General features: G+C 68.9%; 14 protein-coding genes and 1 pseudogene. 6 read left to right on the forward strand and 9 right to left on the reverse strand.

Annotation, left to right across the window (positions count from 1 at the left end; genetic code table 11):
• The coding region (locus tag ACWD68_RS26815) for an AAA domain-containing protein (RefSeq protein WP_451809017.1) at positions 1 to 3,209 on the forward strand (3,209 nt) is incomplete at its 5' end.
• A 189-nt stretch (positions 3,210 to 3,398) separates the two neighbouring features.
• A pseudogene (locus tag ACWD68_RS26820) lies at positions 3,399 to 3,577 on the forward strand (IS256 family transposase); the annotation flags it as partial.
• 31 nt (positions 3,578 to 3,608) lie between these two features.
• On the opposite strand, the gene ACWD68_RS26825 reads toward ACWD68_RS26820, so the two are convergent.
• Positions 3,609 to 8,912, reverse strand: coding sequence for a sacsin N-terminal ATP-binding-like domain-containing protein (locus tag ACWD68_RS26825; RefSeq protein ID WP_451809018.1), 5,304 nt, complete (start codon positions 8,910 to 8,912; stop codon positions 3,609 to 3,611).
• Between the two features lie 185 nt (positions 8,913 to 9,097).
• On the opposite strand from ACWD68_RS26825, the gene ACWD68_RS26830 reads away from it, so the two are divergent.
• Positions 9,098 to 9,781, forward strand: coding sequence for an NADP-dependent oxidoreductase (locus tag ACWD68_RS26830; RefSeq protein ID WP_451809086.1), 684 nt, complete (start codon positions 9,098 to 9,100; stop codon positions 9,779 to 9,781).
• 66 nt (positions 9,782 to 9,847) lie between these two features.
• A complete protein-coding gene (locus ACWD68_RS26835; RefSeq protein ID WP_451809019.1) occupies positions 9,848 to 10,267 on the forward strand; it encodes a pyridoxamine 5'-phosphate oxidase family protein in 420 nt (139 codons plus the stop codon).
• 9 nt (positions 10,268 to 10,276) lie between these two features.
• Here ACWD68_RS26835 and ACWD68_RS26840 read toward each other — a convergent pair whose 3' ends face one another.
• From ACWD68_RS26840 to ACWD68_RS26875, 8 genes are all read right to left on the reverse strand, one after another.
• Complete coding sequence (locus ACWD68_RS26840) at positions 10,277 to 11,263, reverse strand: aldo/keto reductase (RefSeq protein WP_451809020.1); 987 nt, start codon at positions 11,261 to 11,263, stop codon at positions 10,277 to 10,279.
• A gap of 20 nt (positions 11,264 to 11,283) precedes the next feature.
• Positions 11,284 to 12,246 carry an amidohydrolase family protein gene (locus ACWD68_RS26845; protein WP_451809021.1) on the reverse strand — a complete coding sequence of 321 codons (963 nt, stop codon included), beginning with the start codon at positions 12,244 to 12,246 and terminating at the stop codon, positions 11,284 to 11,286.
• A gap of 54 nt (positions 12,247 to 12,300) precedes the next feature.
• Positions 12,301 to 13,887: a Na+/H+ antiporter gene (locus tag ACWD68_RS26850; protein ID WP_451809022.1), complete on the reverse strand. Its 1,587-nt coding sequence runs from the start codon at positions 13,885 to 13,887 to the stop codon at positions 12,301 to 12,303.
• A gap of 67 nt (positions 13,888 to 13,954) precedes the next feature.
• Positions 13,955 to 14,326 (reverse strand): DUF2255 family protein, encoded by a 372-nt coding sequence (locus ACWD68_RS26855; RefSeq protein WP_451809023.1) that lies wholly within the window; start codon positions 14,324 to 14,326, stop codon positions 13,955 to 13,957.
• A gap of 45 nt (positions 14,327 to 14,371) precedes the next feature.
• Positions 14,372 to 14,797 carry a nuclear transport factor 2 family protein gene (locus ACWD68_RS26860; protein WP_451809024.1) on the reverse strand — a complete coding sequence of 142 codons (426 nt, stop codon included), beginning with the start codon at positions 14,795 to 14,797 and terminating at the stop codon, positions 14,372 to 14,374.
• A gap of 23 nt (positions 14,798 to 14,820) precedes the next feature.
• Positions 14,821 to 15,837 carry a zinc-dependent alcohol dehydrogenase family protein gene (locus ACWD68_RS26865; protein ID WP_451809025.1) on the reverse strand — a complete coding sequence of 339 codons (1,017 nt, stop codon included), beginning with the start codon at positions 15,835 to 15,837 and terminating at the stop codon, positions 14,821 to 14,823.
• 36 nt (positions 15,838 to 15,873) lie between these two features.
• Complete coding sequence (locus ACWD68_RS26870) at positions 15,874 to 16,281, reverse strand: (R)-mandelonitrile lyase (protein ID WP_451809026.1); 408 nt, start codon at positions 16,279 to 16,281, stop codon at positions 15,874 to 15,876.
• 89 nt (positions 16,282 to 16,370) lie between these two features.
• Complete coding sequence (locus tag ACWD68_RS26875) at positions 16,371 to 16,709, reverse strand: carboxymuconolactone decarboxylase family protein (RefSeq protein WP_451809027.1); 339 nt, start codon at positions 16,707 to 16,709, stop codon at positions 16,371 to 16,373.
• A gap of 459 nt (positions 16,710 to 17,168) precedes the next feature.
• On the opposite strand from ACWD68_RS26875, the gene ACWD68_RS26880 reads away from it, so the two are divergent.
• Together ACWD68_RS26880 and ACWD68_RS26885 are read left to right on the forward strand one after the other, a co-directional pair.
• The gene (locus ACWD68_RS26880) at positions 17,169 to 18,038 is read left to right on the forward strand and encodes a helix-turn-helix domain-containing protein (RefSeq protein WP_451809028.1); all 870 of its coding nucleotides are present in this window, start codon (positions 17,169 to 17,171) and stop codon (positions 18,036 to 18,038) included.
• Between the two features lie 104 nt (positions 18,039 to 18,142).
• Positions 18,143 to 19,009 carry a helix-turn-helix domain-containing protein gene (locus ACWD68_RS26885; RefSeq protein ID WP_451809029.1) on the forward strand — a complete coding sequence of 289 codons (867 nt, stop codon included), beginning with the start codon at positions 18,143 to 18,145 and terminating at the stop codon, positions 19,007 to 19,009.
• The last annotated feature ends 58 nt before the right edge of the window (positions 19,010 to 19,067 follow it).

A 19,067-nucleotide genomic window follows, 5' to 3' on the forward strand; every position in this document is an offset into this window, starting at 1 on the left:
GCCGACCAGGCGACGGCCGAACCAACGAACCTGAACACCCGTCAACCCGCTCTGACCAGCTGATCGGCGACTCCCGAGCAACGGGGGAACCTCAGCTCGACAGTCTGCGGCTCGCCGGGCCGGAAGACAGGTCCATCGAGAAGGACGGCTACAGCGTCTCCGAAACCGTGCAGAACGGATCCCTGCTCACCCTGCGCGTGGCTGAGTTCGCCGACATCGCCGACCCGCACCTGTGGATGCTGAAACAGCCTCCCACCTTCCTCGTGGAAGCCCTGCGCGACGGCATCGCCGGTCTGGGCGAGCACCCGCTTGCCGCCGCCCTGGCCGCCCGTACCATCGGCGGGGCACCGGCACACGAGCCGGACCCGCCCGGTTTCCACTCCGCCCAGGCCGACGCCTACCGGGCCTGCCTGGGTGAGGGCGTCCAGCTGGTGTGGGGGCCTCCGGGGACCGGTAAGACGACGGTCCTCAAACGCGCCATCGGAGACCTGATCGCGCGGGGCGAGCGGGTGCTGCTGGTCTCGGCGACCAATGTCGCAGTGGACAACGCCCTGCTGGGAGTGGTGCGGGAGAAGCGCCACGGCCATGGTGAGATCGTCCGGGTGGGCCCGCCTCACCTGAAAGAGGTCGCGGAGGACGCCTCGGTGTCTCTGCCGCTCATGGTCCGGGCACGATTAGCGGAGACGGCCGAGCGCCGCAGCGCCGTTGAGGCCGAACTGGTCTCGATCCGCAACCGGGCCGGCCAACTGGCAGCTCTGGACACGACGCTCGCCAGGTTCGACGCTTTCGCGTACTTCGCCGCGCTGAAGCTGTTGCGCACGCCGGGCCAGGACCACACGTCCGCACTGGCTCGTAGCGACGCGGCCGACGACCGGCACGCGCAAACCGTGCGCGCAGCGGCCGCGGCTATGGCCGCGGCCAGGACGGTGTCCGACCGTGCTGAGGCCGCGGAGCCCTCACGCGAGCTGTGGCAAGAGGTGGACCAGCTCTCCGACGAGGCTGACAGAGTCCGGCAGGCCGCTGAACACCGAGAAGCCGATGTCCTGCTCGCGGACGAAGAGTGCCGGCCACTGCGACATCACCTGAAGCAGTGGGAATCGAAGGGGTCAATGGCGCGGTGGCGCGCCCGGGAGACGATCGCCGCTCTCCAAGAGGAACTGCACGACGCCGAGAAGCGAGCGGAGACAGCTCGCGAGGAGTCCTTGAACGCCCGCCGCACCGCGAACGCCCGCATCGCGGTACTTGATGCCCGCATCACGGCGCTGTCCGACTCGGCCCCCCTCAGCAGGCAACAGATCGTTCACCTCGACGCCGAAGCCGGAGCCGCACGGGCCGCGAGCGAGCAGGCACAACAGCTCTGTGTCATAGCCGAGCAGGAGAGGAACCGGGCAAACAAGGCGGCTGTCGCAGCGCAGCAGGCACAGACGCTCGTCGACCGGGCCGCCATGAAAGACTGGCCGGCGCAACACAACCGGGCCGAACAGCTACGTCCGGTCGCTGCCGCTGACAGCTCCCGCCGCCCGCAGCTGGAGCAGCAGTACCAGGACGTTCAGGAGGAATACGAGCGGCTGGCCCGCAATGCCCAGGGCGAGATCATCAAGAGCGCGAAGCTGGTTGCCACCACTCTGGCCCGTTTCCGTACCAACCGGGCAGTATTCGAGGGCCCTTATGACGTCGTCCTGGTCGACGAGGCCGGCGCGGCCACACTCCCCGAAGTGCTCCTGGCCACTGGCAAAGCCGGTAGGGCTGCCGTACTGCTTGGTGACTTCATGCAGCTGGGCCCGGTCATTCCGAGTGGACTCAAGGAACAAGAACGCGACGACATCAAGCGGTGGCTGCTCCCCGATGTCTTCCAGCACTGCGGCATCTTCGAACCTGCGGATGCGCAGGCGCATCCGGCGTGCGTCACCCTCACCGAGCAGCACAGGTTCGGCCCCGCTGTGATGAAGCTGGCCAACAGCCTCGCGTACGGCGGGATGCTGCGCGGGAGCGCCCAAGCGCGCCCGGAACGGCCCGACAGCGATCCCGAGATCGTGCTGATCGACACCGACGGCCTAGACGAGCTTGCCCGGCCACACCTGACCGGCAGCCGCAAAGGGTGGTGGCCGGCCGGCTCTCTCATCGCCCGAGCGCTGGTGGAACTGCACCACGAGCAAGGCGAGGACGCAGGGATCGTCACCCCGTACGGGGTCCAGGCCGAGGCCACCCTGGAGGCACTACGCGACGTCGAAGGCTCAGGGCGCCGTCCGCTGGCCGAAGTCGGGACGGCGCACAAGTTCCAAGGCCGGGAGTTCGACGTCGTCATCTTCGACACCGTGGAAGGCGGTGCAGGCAGCCGCGAGCTATGGATGGCTCTCGCCCACCGGCAGCCCGACGCCGACGAGTGGAGACGCAACGGTGTCCGCCTGTTCAACGTCGCCGTCACCCGCGTCAGGACCCGCCTGTACATCATCGCGAGCGGGGAACGCGTCAGCGGAGCACGACCAGGAACGGTACTGGCCGAACTCGCAGCCATGATCGGCACGCGCGGCGTCCGCGTGCTCCACGCCAAGAACCTGATCACCCCGCCACACACGCCACCCACCCTCCGCGGCGAGTTCGGCATCGCACTGGCCGAAGTCCTCAGCCGCCACGTTGAAGTGACGGCCATCGACGACGAACGTGACTTCTTTCGCACCTTCAGCGCCGAGATCCGACAGGCAAAGCAGTCCCTCTGGCTCTGGGCGCCCTGGGTAGCCAACCGAATCCGTTCCCTGCTGCCCGAGCTGAAGGCAGCAACCGACCGCGGCGTACGCATCACGGTGTTCATCCGTGACGACACCGACCAGCTCCAGAAGAAAGACAGCAACCAGGCACTCATCGGAGACCTGCGTACCGTCGCCCAGACCGTTGTCCCCGTGTATGTCATGCACCAGAAGATCGCGGTAGTCGACGAGCGCACAGTCATGCTCGGCAGCCTCAACGCACTCTCGCAGAGCAACACACGTGAGGTCATGCTGACCATGCGAGGCGCCTACTTCGCCCGCAAGCTGCTCGCACACGAACACGCGGAAACCTTCGCCCGGCCCCCGAAGTGCGGTCGATGCAAAGGCACAGAAATCGAAATCCGGCGCTGGAAACACAAATGGGTCTGGCGCTGCTATGCAACCACATGCAAGACCAGTCCGTCAGGCAACACGAACGCCTGGACCCGCGACATCCGGTTGTAGAGGGCTCATCAACAGATGCGCAGGCCGACGCTACGGGGGATGCAGACACCCCACAACGTACGGGGTCAACACCGCCACCGAGTGGCACTGCTCAGCTCAGGCGTTGTCGGCGTCTCTTGAACCGTGGTTCTGGATCACATTGGGGCTGCAAAACATTCGGTGCAACTCCCGATCATGGAAAATGCATCGATGACCAGCGACAACACGACCAAGGCTGAACCTGTCGAGCCGTCTGAGACAGTGCTGGCGAAGCCCGTGGACCCCAGCTGATCGACGAGCTGGGGGTCCGGGCTCAAGCTCAGAGCCTTCAACTGACCGGCGAGGGCGGGCTGCTCCAACAACTGCCCAAGCGGCTCCTGGAGTCAGCTCGGCCTCGTTCGCCTACAGAGAAGGTTTCGGTCACCCCGGCGGTAGTTCGAACCGCAGACGCATGGCCGTGCCGACGAGGCGGTAGCCAGCGAGGCCGGGAGCGCTGAACGGGTTGGGAAGGGGCGTTATGCGTCGGTGGGTGCTGTCGAGGACGTGGGTGACGTAGACGATGGTGTAGGTCTCGTCCGGGCGGAGGTGACTGGCTCGTTCGACTTCGGACTCGCCGAGTTCGAACTCGCCCCGGTCCCCGGTCGAGGCCTTCACCTCGTACAGGAGGGTGCGATCGCCGTCGTGGATCAGGAAGTCGTAGCCGAGGCTGTCGTCGCCCGAGCCGTCGGCGAGGACGTGCTGGCGTAGCCCGGACTTCCAGGATTCTTCGCGGGGGACGCCGTACTGCCGCTCCAGCCAGGCGGCCACGGCCACCTCTCCGGCGAGTCCGACGGCCCTGTCCCTCTGGGGGTCCCGGGGGACGGCCTGGTATCCCCCGCCACGACCGGCGACCGCGGAGGTGGTTCGTTGTCTCGGGAGGGCGGGTGCCGACGGTGTCCCGGGCTGTGGGGAGGCAGCGAGTTGGTCGGGGGTGAGGTCGGCGGCGACCTGTCGGGCAAGGTCGCGCAGGTGGTCGGGGCCGATCGGAAGGGCACGGCCGTTCAGGAGAAGTGACGGGCCCGACGGCGCGGCAGGGAGCGAGGTGCTACCGACGGGCGGGCTCGGCGGGAGGGGCGCGGGTTCGTGCAGGCCGAGGTCGGCCGCCCGGTCCGTGGCGGGCATGTCCGCGGGCCAGTGACCGTGGGTCTGGAGCCAGGCGATGAGCGTGCGGGTGCCGATCGGCTCGAAGTCGAGCAGGCCTTCGGCGTCCATCGCCGACGCGACCTCGGTGGCCGACGGCAGGGAGGGGATCTCGCGGCCCTGGCGTTTCAGCCAGGCTTCGATGCGGACACGCAGGCGGGGAAGGCGCGCGTGGATGGTGTCGACGCAGTCCTCGTGGATCTCGGCCACCGTGCGCGGGTGGTGCTGCCGGGCCGGTGTCGGGGGCAGGTGCGTGACCGTCCATTCCTCGGCGTGGGCGTCGAGGAGGTCAGCAGGAAGGTCCCAGTGTTCGAGTCCCCACCGGGGGTCCGGCTCCAGTTCGGGGAGCGAGCGCAGCCGAACGTACTCCGTGAGGGGGGCGCCCGCCTTGTGCGTGGCCACGTAGGCGTCACGGACGCGGTCGGCCATTCGGGCCCGGTTCTGCTGCGACCAGGCCTGGAACTGGCGTTGGTGGGTCTCCGCGTTGTCGACGGTCAGCAGACCCAGTGTCTGCCAAGCCTGGTTGGCCTCGGCCAGGGGCACTCCCAGTGCGGACAGCATCCGCTGCCAGTCGGCCTCCTCCACGAGTCCCAGCAACTGGTCGGCGCGGTCGACATCGAGCCGGGTGACCAGCCAGTCGTGGAGTTCGCCGCGATCGTGCAGGGCCTCCTGTCCGCGTTGCAGTTCCTCGGCGAGGGCGAGGTCAACGCAGGCGAGAAGGGGGACGAGTCGGGCGCTGCCGGAGCGGATCGAGGCACGGTCGGCGAGCACCGCCTCCAGGCGCTGTTGCGGGATGGCGAGCACGGAGGCAATGTCCGCCTCGGTGACGTCCGCGACGGTCCGGTCAAGCCGGTTCAGTGCGATGAACGCCAGCTGTACCGCCGTGCTCAGGTAGGGGGCGCCGATCAGGGTACTCAGGGCGGTCGCGGCTACCTCCAGCACATGCCAGTCGGAGCGCTGCCCTGCGCACACCACGACGAGGCGGGGTTCGTCCGGATCGTCGTGGAGGAGGGAGCGGTCATCGCCGGAGGCGTCGAGGGCGTGCCCGGCGATATGGGTGACCGCGGTCCGCGCCACGACGACGCCACAGGATCGAAGCCGTTGCCTGACGCGGCGCGCCGCGGGGACCGTGGCGCGGGAGGACCGCTCCTCGTCGAACTCGACCAGGGCGACCATGAGGGTCTCCAGCCAGGGCCCGGCCAGGGCGAGCAGCGGTACTCGGGGTGCGTCGGCGATCGGCAGCTGGTCGACCCGGACGTCGAGTTCTGCTTCGCTCGTCGGCCGGATCACGAAACGGCCGTGCGCCTCCAGGTGCTCGTGGACGCGCTGGCCCAGAGCCCGGTCGTCGACCGGAAGGACGGGCAGGGGTGCCTGGTCGAGCAGCCTTCGCTGTTGGGTGCCGCGGATGTCGGCCACGTAGACCGGCTCCGGCTCGGAGTCAGCTGCCAGGACATCCAGTGTCCCGGCCCGGCTCACAAGGAGCTCGGGGAAGATCCCGGACCGCCACCCGCTGCCGAACCGGTCCGGAGGAAGGAGGTCCGCCCATGCCTGTTCGTAGGCCCTCCGCAGCAGATGCCCAAGGCTTCCCTGCCGTAGCCGGGGCGCACGGCGGAGCAGGGCGGGCAGGTGGCGGAGCCGGTCCGCGGCGGTCTCGGGATCGTCCCAGCGGCGTACGCCGAGCAGCTCCAGGCGTTTGAGCACGCGGTCCGACTGTCGTCTGCGCAGCACGGCGGAAGCGACGGTGAGGAAGGCGGGCGGCGCCTCCCCCGAGGCCCACCACCACGCATGGCCGGCAGTGGTGAAACCGGGGTGGTCTTCGTCGTCACCCGTCTGGGGAATCCACGGCACTCGGCTCAGGAAGGCCGCCAGCGGGGTGGGCCACGGTGTGCCCTTCTGATCCGAGCCGCCCGCGAAGCGGAACTCAAGTGCCTCGGGGGCCCAAGTGTCCAGGCCGTGGACAATCAGTTCGGCGTAGAGCCGACGGCTCTCATCGTCGAACGCGGCGTACTCCCGCTGGCCGGGGAGAACGGCCACCCTCTTGCGGGTCGGGCGGTACTCGACGGTCAGGTAGAGATCGTCGCGGCGCTTGGGCCAGCGCTGGGCCGTCGACTGCCATTGGGCCCGCTCATCCGGGTCCAGGTTCAGAGCCCACAGTCCGGGAAAGAGGGAGGGGCGGTTGAGATACTGCCCCTTCACCGCCTGGGACGTTGCCACGTAGGTCGGTAGCAGGCCGTGGCGGACGCCCTGCTGTTCGAGGAAGCGCCGCAAGGTCTGCGCGTCGGTGCGAGTGCCCGCACAGATGTCCTGGGCGGGGCGGACGACCCGGTCGGCTGCGGCGACAAGGTCACGGGAGACAGCTTCGGTACGGTCGAAGAAGCGGACCAGTGCCCGGTCGATCCCGCCGTGCCCGCCTGTCCAGCCATCTCCGAACATGGCCTCCGTGGCGGGCACCCAGGTCTTGCGGCCCGGCACCAACAGCCCCTTGATCACGGGCCGCTTGCCGTGCCGGTCCACGGAGGACGCCCATATGGCGCAGGCGAACAGGAGGTGCTCGCGCAGGGCCTCGTCGTCCTCACGGACCTTGCGCATGGCGTCGCCCAGCACTTCCAGCAGGGCTTTCGGGCTGTAATCCCGTACCAGCCCCTGTTCCTCCAGCCAGGTACGACCGCGGGAGCGCCGGCTGGTCTTCCGTCCCGCCCAAGCGATCTCCGTGTGGACGAAGGAGATGCTCTTCGCGAGTCCAGGTGGTAGGGCGGGCAGCGCGGCCGACGGGCCGTCCGAACGGCGGAAGAACACCCCGGGATCGCCGGCCGGAGCCCGCTTCCCGTCGACCGTGAGGACGATTTTCCTCCCCTTCAGTTCCTCGCCGGTGCGGGCGAAGCAGACCGAGAGGTCGTGGTAGTAGTCCGCCCACTTTCCGGCGTCGAACTCCCCCTGGGCGAGGGCCGTGGCTACGCTCTCCGCCCAGCCGGCGAGCACGCTGACAGGCGGGACGAGACCCAGTCCACGGGCCGTACCCAGCGCCGCCAGCCGCTCGGCGCGCCGGGGATGGACTTGTGGGTCGATGACGTGCCGGACCCCAGCGGCAGCCACGGCCTGCGGTGTCAACACGCGAGCCTGGTCGGGGCCGCGCCACAAGTAGCCGCAGCGGTACGCGGTGCGGGTGCCCGCGGGGTGCAGTACCGGCATGAACGGAACGTCGTCGAACTCACGGTCCTGTGCCTTGAAGGCCAGCTCCAGGCGCCGAACCTGGTCGTGTTCCCAGCACATCAGATCAATGAGGGTGCCTGCGGGCAGCACGACGCGTCCCTCATCGACCAATGCGGTCGCCCGTGCGCAGGCCTCGGCCGCGGTGTCGAGTAGCAGGTCATTCCATTGCGTGGACTCCGCCATGGTGCGTCGGCTCACGTCCGTGTGGAATGGCGCGTTGACGAACCCGCGTACCGGGCAGGTCCGTTGTGTCCCCATGGGCAGGAACGTGTAGAGCCTGCCGCGCTCCAGAGGGTCGCCCGCGGGTACCGCCACGCTGACCACGGCCGAGCTTTCTAGTGCCTGCCAGCCGTCCTTCAGCGGTCCGGATCCCAGGCCGGCGGCGATGGCTTCGCGTGCGCGCTCGCTGTCCACTGCGGCCGTCACCATGATCAGGCGGGTGCGACGGCGTAGCGTGATCTGCTGGATCTTCAGGTCACGAGAGGTGAAGAGGGTGTCCACCTTGCGTGTGTAGACGCTGGGGCGCCCCCGGCCGCCCACCCGGTGCGTGACGGTCACTTTGCCGAGGCGGTCCAGGAAGAGTTCGAACGGCGCCCCGTCATCGGTCAGTTCCCGCAGCTGACGTACCGCTTCCAGCCTCGCCTCGGCGGACCGCAGCGGGAGCCGGACCACGGTCACCATTCCCCGTCGGCGGAAAGGAGCCACCGCAGCCGGGACGTCGTCCACCGGCACCGGGACCTTCAACGATGACAGGTTCGCGCGCAGTTGGTCGGCAGCCTCCGGGTGGCCGGGCGCGACCTGGTCCGCCAACCAGTCGAAGTCGTCGTCCCGGGCAAAGCGGAAGCAGAACCCGTCGAAGGCCTTGGACGCGGAGCCCGTGACGCTGTACATCTCTGGGGCGGAGGTGAGCTGAAGCACGCTCTTGAAGCCGACCCCCTTGTGGCCGATACCCTCATCGGGTCGCTTGCTCGACAGGCCGATGCTGCACAACGCCTCGAAGTTCTTGTACCCGAGAGGCCTTCCGCCGTTCGCCACGTAGAGGACGCCGTGTTCGCCCTCTTCCTCGTCGAGGACGATCTCGACGCGGCCATCGCCGTGCCGGGCGCGGTGCGCGTCGTGGGCGTTCTGAAGGAGTTCGACCAGCACGCGCCCCTTGTACTCAGGAGAGAGCATCTGTTCGGTGACTTCTTTGAGTTCGCGAGCGGCACGGCGCCCGCGCTTCAGGTCGGCGAGACACCCCTCGGCCTCCATGACCGCCGTCGCTACGACCCGCTTGCGCCTGGCCGAACCGCCGCGACCCGTGGACCGCCTTGCTCGCTTCTGTCCGTCGGTCACTCTTCCCCCGGAAGCCTTCTGATAACTACTCTTCCCGACGATAGGGGTGACCACTGACATTCGGACGCACAACCCGAAGCACGGTGGTCGGCGAGGAGTCATCACCCCACCGACCAGTACGAACGCCGGTGCTGAAGGAGTGGCAGCCGGTTGCCGTGAAGGCGTACAGCACACCCCAGGCGAAGATCTCCGTGCGACCCGCGGTGCCGTCCCGGTGGTACCCGGGGCTCTGGACCGACACCGGAGCCTCTGCCGAGTACGCCCTGGCCTCGGACTTCGCGGCCAAGCCGGCCGGCCTGGACTGGGAGACGGCCGCCGCGCTGCCGGTGGCTGTGGAGACCTCCGACCGCGTGCTGGGCGAACTCGCGGTGGGCCCGGGTGAGACCCTGCTGATCCATGGAGCCGCGGGCGTGGTCGGCTCCGTCGGCGTCCAGATCGCCGTGGCCCGCGGAGTCACCGTGATCGGTACGGCGTCCGAGGCCAACCACGACTTCCTGCGCTCACTCGGCGCGATCCCCGTGGCCTACGGGGACGGCCTCGCCGACCGGGTCCGCGCGGTCGCCCCGCAGGGCGTCGACGCCGTCTACGACGTCGCCGGCATCGACGCTCTGGACGTCTCCGTGGAGCTGCGCGGCGGCACCACGGACCGCATCGTCACCACCAACGACTCGCGGGCCTTCGAGGTGGGCATCACCTTCTCCATCGGCGGCCGACGGTTCGGGCCGCAACTCGCCGACTACGCCCGCCAGGCCGCCGACGGTCGGCTGCGCGTGCGCGTGGACCGGAGCTTCCCGCTCGCCGACGCCGCCAGGGCGCACGAGCTGAGCGCGTCCGGCCATGCGCACGGCAAGGTGCTCCTGCGACCTTAGAGAAAGCTCCGATCTTCGACATCGGCTCCGTGGACGTCAGCGACAACCTGCGAACTGGAGATCGACATGAGCAGGTTCACCGCGCAGGAAGCCGCCTACCTGCGGGAGCACTTCCTGGGGCGGCTCGCCACGGCGGGCAGTTCCGGCAAGCCCCATGTGGTGCCGATCAGGTACCACTTCGATCCTGAGCAGGAGGTGATCAAGATCGGTCGGCGTGTGCTCGAAGGGAGTGGGCAGGAACGGCTGTACGTGCGTCACCTCACGGCCAACCCGCAGGCGGCACTGGTGGTCGACGACGTGGCGGACGGGCAGACCTGGCAGCCGCGCGGGATCCTCGTCAAGGGAACCACCGTGCTGCACACGGAGGGCGGGGAGGTACTGGGACCGGGGTTCGGTCCGAACTGGGTGGAAGTGGTACCCGACTTCGTCACGTCCTGGGGCGTCGGCGCACCCGCAGTCCCGCCCACCGCCTCCGACGAAAGTTGAGCAGGTCCCCTACTTGTCCACCAGCGACATGTGGTGCTCGTTGTAACGGTCTCCCTTGACCCCGATCCGGCCTGCGAGTTCGTTGAGGTCCGACAGTTCGTCTGCGGAGAGCGGGACGCGCGTGGCGCCGGCGTTCTCCTCTATGCGCGCGGTGCGCCGGGTTCCGGGGATCGGCACGATCGACGGATGCTGGGCGAGCAGCCAGGCGAGGGCCACCATCCCCGGTGTGGCGTGCTTCGCCTGCGCGAGGGTGGCGACGTGCTCGACGAGTGCCTGGTTCGCCGCCCGGTTCTCGGCCGTGAACCGAGGAATGGTGGTGCGGACGTCGTCGGCCGCGAACGGCGTCGAGGCATCCACCGCCCCGGTCAGGAACCCCTTGCCCAGCGGGCTGAAGGGCACGAATCCGATGCCGAGCGCCACGCACGTCGGAAGGACCTCCGGCTCGGGATCCCGGGTCCACAACGAGTACTCGCTCTGCACCGCCGTCACGGGGTGGACCGAGTGGGCACGTCGGATGGTCTGGGCACTGGCCTCCGAAAGCCCGAAGCAGCGGACCTTGCCTTCCTGCACGAGTTCGCCCACGGTGCCCGCGACGTCCTCGATGGGCACCTCCGGGTCGACGCGATGCTGGTAGAACAGGTCGAGCCTCTCGACTCCCAGCCGCTTGAGGGAGGCCGCCGCGACGGAGCGGATCTGCTCGGGCCGGCTGTTCAGTCCGACGCTCGCACCGTCCTCGATGCGGAATCCGAACTTGGTGGCGATGACCACGTCGTCGCGCACCGGGGCCAGGGCCTCTCCGACGAGTTCCTCGTTGACGTAGGGGCCGTAGACCTCCGCAGTGTCGAAGAACGTGACCCCCAGATCGACGGCTCCGCGGAGCACGGCGATCATGTCGTTCCGGTCACCGGGGTTCGGGCCGTAACTCTGGGACATGCCCATGGCGCCGAGGCCGATGGCGGAGACGCGGAGGTCGCGTCCTAGGGTTCGCGTGTGCATGCTTCCTCCTTGTGGATGTTTCACCGTGGGGGCGCCTGCGCGAACAGGCGCAAGGCGTTCGCTGTGGTGAGCGAGCGCCACGTGGCGCCTTCCGTGGGCGGCTCGGCCGCGTCGATCGCCGCGATGTGGGCATCGGCAAGCGGCGCCGGCGTCCAGCAGTAGTCACTGCCGAAGAGCACGCGGTCGGGGCCGACCAGCTTCAGCAAGGCCGGAACCTGGCGTGGGAAGGCCGTACCCGCCAAGTCGTAATACAGGGCGCCCAGTTGTTGAACGGCGTCGCGCGGGGGCGCCTGATGCGAAGGCACGAAGAGCCGCATGAACTCGTTGATGCGGTCGGCCAGGACCGGGACCGCGCCACCGCAGTGCGGGACGATCACCCGCATGTCCGGGTGACGGGTCAGGACGCCCGCCATCACCAGGTCCGTGACGGTGCGGGCCGTGTCGAAGATGTACTCGACCATCGGACGCGGCCTTCCGAGAGCGGACTGCTCCCAGCACACGGGTGAGGTGGGGTGCAGGAAGACCACGGCTCCCCGGCGGTCCAGCTCCGCGAACACCGGCGCGAGACGTTCGTCGCCCAGATACACCCCATGGGTGTGAGTCAGCAACGCCACGCCGTCGGCGCCCAGTTCGTCGAAGGCGAAGGCGATCTCCTCCAACGCGCCGTCTACGTCCGGCAGCGGAAGCGACACGAAGTTGCCGAATCGGCCCCGGTGGTCCCGCGCCACATTGGCGCTGTATTCGTTGACACGCCGGGCAAGGACACGGGCCGCCTTGTCGTCACCGAAGTGCACGCCGGGAGAGGACAGGGAGAGCATCGCGGTCCGGATGCCGTTGCGGTCCATCAGATCGAGGTGATCTCGCACAGACCATGATGGCCAGCCGCCCATGCCGTCGGGATGGGCATGGCCCGCCGCAGTCGCCTGCTCGACGTAGAAGTCGGGCAGGAGGTGGGCGTGGACGTCGATGAGGCCGGAGGTCATGGCAGCGGGTTCCTTCTCGTGGCTTGGGTCGTCGAGACCAGGTGGTCGCTGCGCCTACTCCACCTGCTCGGCTCCGGCCAGCCGGACCTCTTCGTTGTCCAGGGCGGCCTGGAGCCGGCGGAGCACGGTGTCGTCGATCCGCGACTCGTCCCTCAGGCGGACGACGGTCGCGCGCTTCGTGGAGATGAGGGCGAGGCGGAGGTCGGTGTAGTGGCGGTTGTGGAGCAGGGCGGGATCGTCGTCGGTGCCCGCGCCCCTTGCTCGTACGGTCGCCAGGTTGGCCTCGTACTCCTGGCGCAGCCACTCCGCGACCTTGGGGGTGGTGCCCAGTGCGGCCGCGAGTTGGGGAAGCGCCTTGATGGCCTCCTCGGTCGCCGTGGTCTCGGCGAGGATCTGCTCCTCGTCGACGGAGGTGTCGCGGGGCAGCCGGGCCCAGCGCACCACGCCCGGCAGCAGCAGACCCTGCACCACCAGGGTCACCACGATGACGCCGGAGGTGACGAAGACGATGAAGGCGCGGTCCGGGAAGGGCGCTCCGGAGTCGAGGGTCTCGGGCACGGAGAGGGCCACGGCCAGAGACACCGCGCCACGGAACCCCGCGAGCCCGCTGACGACACGTGCCCGGTCGCTCATTCTCCGCAGCCGTTGCTCGGGACGCCGGTCGATCGCGCGGACCAGGTAGGCGGAGGAGAACAGGAACGCGAACCGGACCGCGACGAGGACCGCGCTGACCGCCCCGATCGCGATGAGGGCGTCCGTGAGGTCGGACCGGCTCAGGTGGTGCAGTGCGTACTGCAGTTCCACTCCCACCAGGACGAACAGGGCGCCGTTGATGATGAACGTGGCCAGCGGCCAGAAGGCCAGTGCCTGGCGGCGGTGCTCGGCGCGGATGAGGCCGGGTGCCACCTGGGCCATGATCAGGCCGCTCACCACGACCGCGAGGACACCGGAGGCGTGGATCAACTCGGCCAGCAGATACGCCGTGAACGGGGCGAGGATCATGACCAGATTGCCGAGCAGGGGATCGTCCAGCCGTCGGCGCAGGTTCATGTTGACCCAGGCGACCGCGACGCCGACCGCGGCCCCACCGCCGTACGCCAGCAGGAACAGCGCGCCCACATGCGGAAGGGTGAGGTGCTCCTCGCCCACGGTGATACCGACCGCCAGGCCGAAGATCACCAGCGCGGTGCCGTCGTTGACGAGGCTCTCCGCACGCAGGACCGTGATCTGACGGCGCGGCAGGGAACCCGCCAGGGCACTCACCGCGGTGGCGTCGGTCGGTGCCACCGCCGCGCCCAGAGCCCACGCCGGCCCCCATGGCAACCCGAGTGCGTGCCCGGCGACCGCCACCGCTCCCGCGGTGAGGATCACCAGCACCGTGCTGAGCAGGACGATGCCGCGCAGGTTCGAGCGGATCTCCCGCATCGACGTGGTCAGGCTCTCCCAGTACAGCAGGACGGGAAGGAAGAGCAACAAGACCACTTCGGGCGGGAGTTGGGTCTGGCGGACGGCCGGGACAAGGCCGATGAGAGCGCCCAGGACCAGGAGTACAACGGGCGGGGCGACCCGGAGGCGCTGTCCCAGGACGTTGCCCGCCAACACGGCCGCACCCAGGACGACGACGAGTTCGAGACCGATCATGACACGTGCTCCGGGGCGAGACTGGCCGGCTGTGGCGGCTCAGCGGATTCGATGGGGGTCGTCCTGGTCATCTGGGCAGCAGCCGCAGCGTCGTGGAGCGTGCCGCCACCATGGGATCGACGTACGAGCCGCCGAAACGGCCGTACTTGCTTCGGTACGCCGCATCGACGCGGTCGTTGGTCTCGGGGTCCGGCACCTCGGCGAAGGTGACGTCCTTGTCGACGCCGCCGGAGCGGACGTGTCCCGCGTGGGTCGCGCGGGCGGTGCGCCACCAACCGCCGTCCGTACCGCGGAAGGAGCGGACGTACAGGTCGTCGCCGTCGCGGACGATCCAGATCGGTACCGGCTTGCGCACGGTGCCGTCAGGCCGGAGCGGCGCCATCTCCAGTTCGTCGGCCTCGGCGATGCGGTCGAGCTCGTCGCTTGTCCAGGTCGTCATCGGTGCGTTCCCGTCCTCGTGGATCCGGTGGAGAAGACCCCGTCGTCAGGTGGGAGTGGTGGTGAGGGGCTCACCGAGGTGGGCGCGGGTGATGCCGAGTGAGTCCTCGAAGACCCGGTAGTCGGTGATCAGGCCGTTCCAGACGGTGAAACGCATGATCATCTCACTTTCGAGGACCTGCCCCGAGGGATGGAACCGGGACGCGTACCGGCCCGGTGCCAGGACCCGTCCGCCGGCCTCCACCATGGTCCCCAGTTCGAACGCGAGCGGCTCGACGGCCGCGAAGAACGCGGTGAGGGACTGCCGGATCCCTTCCGGCCCGGTGCGGCTCCCGGCCCAGGGAGTCAGAGCCGGATCTCCCGGGATCGTCCAGGTCGCATCGGGTGGGAAGTGGGAGAGGACGCGCTCCATGTCGCGCGTGCCGAAGGCATCGAAGTATGCCTCGACGGTGGTGATGGCCTGGCTGGTCATGGCTGTCGGTCACGTTCTTCCGGTCACGGACGCAGCAGCGTCTTGATGGCGCGGCGTTCGTCCATGGCCTTGTAACCCTCGGCTGCCCTGTCCAGGGGCAGGGTGAGGTCGAAGACCTTGCCGGGGTTGATACGGCCGTTGAGGACGCGGTCGATCAGGTCGGGAAGGTAGGCGCGCACCGGCGCGGGGCCACCGCGCAGGCCGACGTGGGAGAAGAAGAGCTCCTGGCCGTCGATCTGCGTGCCGTGCGGGAAGCCGACGAAGCCGACGTTGCCACCCGGGCGCGCGGACTGCAGGCCCTGGTGCATCGACTCCTGCGTGCCGACACACTCGAGGACCGAGTCGGCGCCGACGCCGTTCGTCAGCTCCTTGACGCGGGCGACGCCTTCCTCGCCTCGCTCGGTGACGATGTCGGTGGCACCGAAGTCCAGGGCCAGCTTCTGCCGGGACTCGTGCCGGCTCATGGCGATGATGCGCTCGGCGCCCAGTTCCTTCGCGGCGATGACGCCGGACAGGCCGACCGCGCCGTCACCGACGACCACGGCCGTGGAACCGGGCCTGACCTCGGCGGCCTTGGCGGCGTACCAGCCGGTGCCCATGACGTCGGACAGGGTCAGCAGGCTCGGGATCAGCTCCTCGTCCGGCTGCTCCGGGGTGGCGACCAGGGTGCCGTCGGCGAGAGGGATGCGGACGTACTCGGCCTGGGCGCCGTTGACCCACTGCGCGTGCTGGCAGGAGGTCTGGTAGCCGGCCTGACAGACCGGGCAGACGTTGTCGGAGGCCACGAAGGAACCGATGACGAACTGCCCCGGCCTGACGGTCGATACGTCGCTGCCGACCTCCTCGACGATGCCGACGTACTCGTGGCCGATCGGCTGCGGCTCGGCGACCGGCAGGACGCCGCGGTAGCTCCACAGGTCGGAGCCGCACACGCAGGTGGCGACGGTGCGGATGACCGCGTCCGTCGGCGAGGTGATCTTCGGTTCGGGGGCGTTCTCCACCCGGATGTCGCCGGGCGAGTGGATGACTGTTGCTCGCATGAGGGGGCCTCGGGTCTTCCTTGGGGCTGTCGGGGGTCAGGCGCGGGCGCGGGTGCTGACGCGCGGGGCGTGGTACTCGTCGTCCGAGACGTGTTCGAGCCAGGTGGCGTCGTCCGTCTCCCAAAGGGCGATGTGGGTCATGAAACGGTCGGGCGCGGCGCCGTGCCAGTGCTCCTCGCCCGGGGGCGTGTGGATGACGTCGCCGGGGTGGGCCTCGATGATGTGACCGCCGCGGGACTGCACCAGCGCGATGCCTTCGACGATGTAGAGGGTCTGGCCCAGGCCGTGGGAGTGCCAGGCGGTGCGGGCGCCGGGAGTGAACCGGACCATGTTGGCCCTCAGCCGGGAGGGCTCCTCGCCGCGGTGGAGCACGTCGGCATAGGCGTCGCCGGTGAACCACTCGGCGGGAAGTCTCATGGTCGGGGGCTGCTTCAGCAGTTGCATGGTGTCTTTCTCTCCGGGAAGTGCCCCCGCCGCCTGTGTGGCGGCTGCGTGGGGGCGAGCCCGCGAGGGTGGTGCGGGTGGGGAGGACCTCAGCCGGGCTCGGACTGGTCGGCCTTGTCCACGATCTCCTTGAGCTGGGTCATCGCCGACATGCCGTTGGGCCATCCGGCGTAGAAGGCCAGATGGGTGATGGCCTCGATCAGTTCATCCTTGGTGACACCGTTCTCCAGCGCCTTGCCGAGGTGGAAGCCGAGCTGGTCGACCCGGTACAGAGAGGCCAGAGCGGTGACGGTGACGAGGCTGCGGTCGCGCGGGGACAACCCCGGCCGCTCCCAGATGTCGCCGAACAGGACGGTGTCAGTCACCTCCGCGAGCTTGGGGGCGAACTCCTGGATGGCCGGCGGCGCGAACTTCTTCCGTTCGGACATGAGGTGGTGCTCCTGGCGTGGTTTCGGGTGGGGGACTTCACGCTGCCCGGTCTCTATCGGGGGGGCTGGGCTCACCGAGCATCGAGGCGAGGGCGGAGACGAGGTACACGTGGGTTTCGAGGCAGCCGGCACGGGTGTCGGGGGCTTGCGGGTCACCGGTGAGCGCCGTGCCATGGCCGAAGAAGGGGGCATCCGTCCGCACCGGCTGTCCTCGCCTCCTCCGCCTGCCAGAGAAATACTGGATATCGGTGACGTCCGGTAAATCATTCTTTCCGGAGGTCGGTCGTTCCGCTCGTGGGGGTGTACGTTCCGCAGACCGATCCCGGTCACCGAACGCGCCACCGACCCTGTCACTGTCAGGTGCTCCTGCAAAGGGGAGAATTCCATCCGAGGAATCCCTTATCCAGGGGAGAAATCCTTACCCCCCTCCCGACGGCCCAGCGATGCCACACTGGCGTCATGACCGGCGACGCGCATCTGAATGAGCTGGGAGAGTTCCTCAAGGCGCGGAGGGCGGAGCTGACCCCCCGCACGGTCGGTCTGCCCGACACCGGTGGCCGACGCGTACCCGGCCTGCGCAGGGAGGAGGTCGCCCTGCTCGCCACCATCAGCACCGACTACTACACACGGTTGGAGCAGGGCCGCATCCAGCCGTCCGCGTCAGTGCTGGCCGCTCTCGCCTATGTGCTGCACCTGTCCGATCACCAACGTGACCACTTGTTCGAGCTGGGCGGCCGGCAACGGGCACGACACCGCCGTCCGGCCGCACAGAAGGCGCATCCGCAGTTGCGCCGCCTGCTCGACGACCTCACCTCGAGTCCCGGCGTGGTGATCGGCCGCCGTATGGACATCCTGGCGTGGAATCCGCTCGCAGTCGCCCTGTTCACCGATTTCGCGAAGGTGCCGGAAGGCAGGCGGAACTGCGTCCGCATCCTCTTCACCGATCCCTCCATGCGGACGCTCTACGCGGACTGGCGGGCCGTCGCCCGTGAATGCGTGTCCCATCTGCGCAGGGAGGCCGCCAAATACCCCGAGGATCCGCAGTTGATCAGCTTGGTCGGCGAACTCTCCGTGGAGGACAGGGAATTCGGTCAATGGTGGGGAAGTCGTCGCGCGCCGTCGCGCAGGGCGGGCGTCAAGAGGTTCCACCATCCCCTGGTCGGCGAACTCGTCCTGGACTGGGACACCCTCGTCGGCGGCGGCGATCCCGATCAGGAACTCGTCGTCTGGACGGCTGAGCCGGGCACGCCGTCGTACGACGGACTGCGCGCCCTCGCCTCGCGGGCCACCGGTCGGCCCGGCGGGCTCACGGCCGGTCAGGCCGGCTGATACGCCGGTCTCAGCGGCCCCGCGGATTCGCGAGGGACAGACGACAGACCTGGGAGAAAAACCTCCCCCTTACATTTCGGCTGAACACTGTGACACTCGCTGCTATGTACACCAAAGTGCAATTGTCTGAACTGGGAGAATTCCTCAAGGTGTGCCGGGCCCAGCTCAGCCCGCGGACCGTCGGTCTGCCCGAGTCCGGGACGGCCCGGCGAGTGCCAGGGCTGCGCCGTGAGGAGGTCGCCAAACTCGTGGGGATCAGCACCCACGCCTACGCGCGGCTGGAACAGGGGCGCGCCCCCGTGTCGGGGTCGGTGCTCGCCAGGCTCGCCCGCGTCCTGCATCTCGACGAAGCCCAGCGCGACCATCTGTTCGAGCTGGCGGCCAGGGGCACGTGCGAACCGCGCCGCCGACCGGTGCAGAAGGTTCACCCGCAGCTCAGACGCATCCTGGACGAGCTCACCACGACCCCCGCACTCGTCCTCGGACGGCGCCTCGACATCCTCGCCTGGAACCCCCTGGCGGCCGCTCTGCTCACCGACTTCGACAACGTGCCCGCCAAGAAGCGCAACTACGCGCGGCTGATGTTCATCGACCCCGCCTTCCGAGAGCTCTGCCTTGACTGGAGGACGAACGCCCGCACCTGCGTCGCCCATCTGCGCATGGAGGCTGCCCGGCACCCCGGCGACCCCGGACTGACCGCGCTCGTCGGCGAGTTGTCCGTCACCGACGCCGACTTCCGGCAGTGGTGGGCAGGACGCCAGATGAACGGCCGGCGGATGGGCACCAAGAGGCTGCGCCACCCGATCGTCGGCGACCTCACCCTCGACTGGGACAGCCTGACCTGCACCGCCGATCCCACACAGAAGCTGGTGATCGCGACCGCCGATCCCGGTACCCCGTCCCACGACGGGCTTCTGTTCCTGGCGTCGTGGACAGCGGAACCGGGCCCCGCACAGGATGCGGCAGTCTGAGGGGTCCGAGTCCAGGTGGCTCGCCGACAGCCACGGGGCTGTCGGAGCCGTTGAGGCC

This window comes from Streptomyces sp. NPDC005141, from assembly GCF_053599975.1.

Excerpts from the sequence above, each read along its gene's own strand:
- ACWD68_RS26835 (WP_451809019.1), top strand. The coding sequence starts at position 9,848 with ATGAGCAGGTTCACCGCGCAGGAAGCCGCCTACCTGCGGGAGCACTTC.
- ACWD68_RS26840 (WP_451809020.1), bottom strand. The coding sequence starts at position 11,263 with ATGCACACGCGAACCCTAGGACGCGACCTCCGCGTCTCCGCCATCGGC.
- ACWD68_RS26845 (WP_451809021.1), bottom strand. The coding sequence starts at position 12,246 with ATGACCTCCGGCCTCATCGACGTCCACGCCCACCTCCTGCCCGACTTC.
- ACWD68_RS26850 (WP_451809022.1), bottom strand. The coding sequence starts at position 13,887 with ATGATCGGTCTCGAACTCGTCGTCGTCCTGGGTGCGGCCGTGTTGGCG.
- ACWD68_RS26855 (WP_451809023.1), bottom strand. The coding sequence starts at position 14,326 with ATGACGACCTGGACAAGCGACGAGCTCGACCGCATCGCCGAGGCCGAC.
- ACWD68_RS26860 (WP_451809024.1), bottom strand. The coding sequence starts at position 14,797 with ATGACCAGCCAGGCCATCACCACCGTCGAGGCATACTTCGATGCCTTC.
- ACWD68_RS26865 (WP_451809025.1), bottom strand. The coding sequence starts at position 15,837 with ATGCGAGCAACAGTCATCCACTCGCCCGGCGACATCCGGGTGGAGAAC.
- ACWD68_RS26870 (WP_451809026.1), bottom strand. The coding sequence starts at position 16,281 with ATGCAACTGCTGAAGCAGCCCCCGACCATGAGACTTCCCGCCGAGTGG.
- ACWD68_RS26875 (WP_451809027.1), bottom strand. The coding sequence starts at position 16,709 with ATGTCCGAACGGAAGAAGTTCGCGCCGCCGGCCATCCAGGAGTTCGCC.
- ACWD68_RS26880 (WP_451809028.1), top strand. The coding sequence starts at position 17,169 with ATGACCGGCGACGCGCATCTGAATGAGCTGGGAGAGTTCCTCAAGGCG.
- ACWD68_RS26885 (WP_451809029.1), top strand. The coding sequence starts at position 18,143 with ATGTACACCAAAGTGCAATTGTCTGAACTGGGAGAATTCCTCAAGGTG.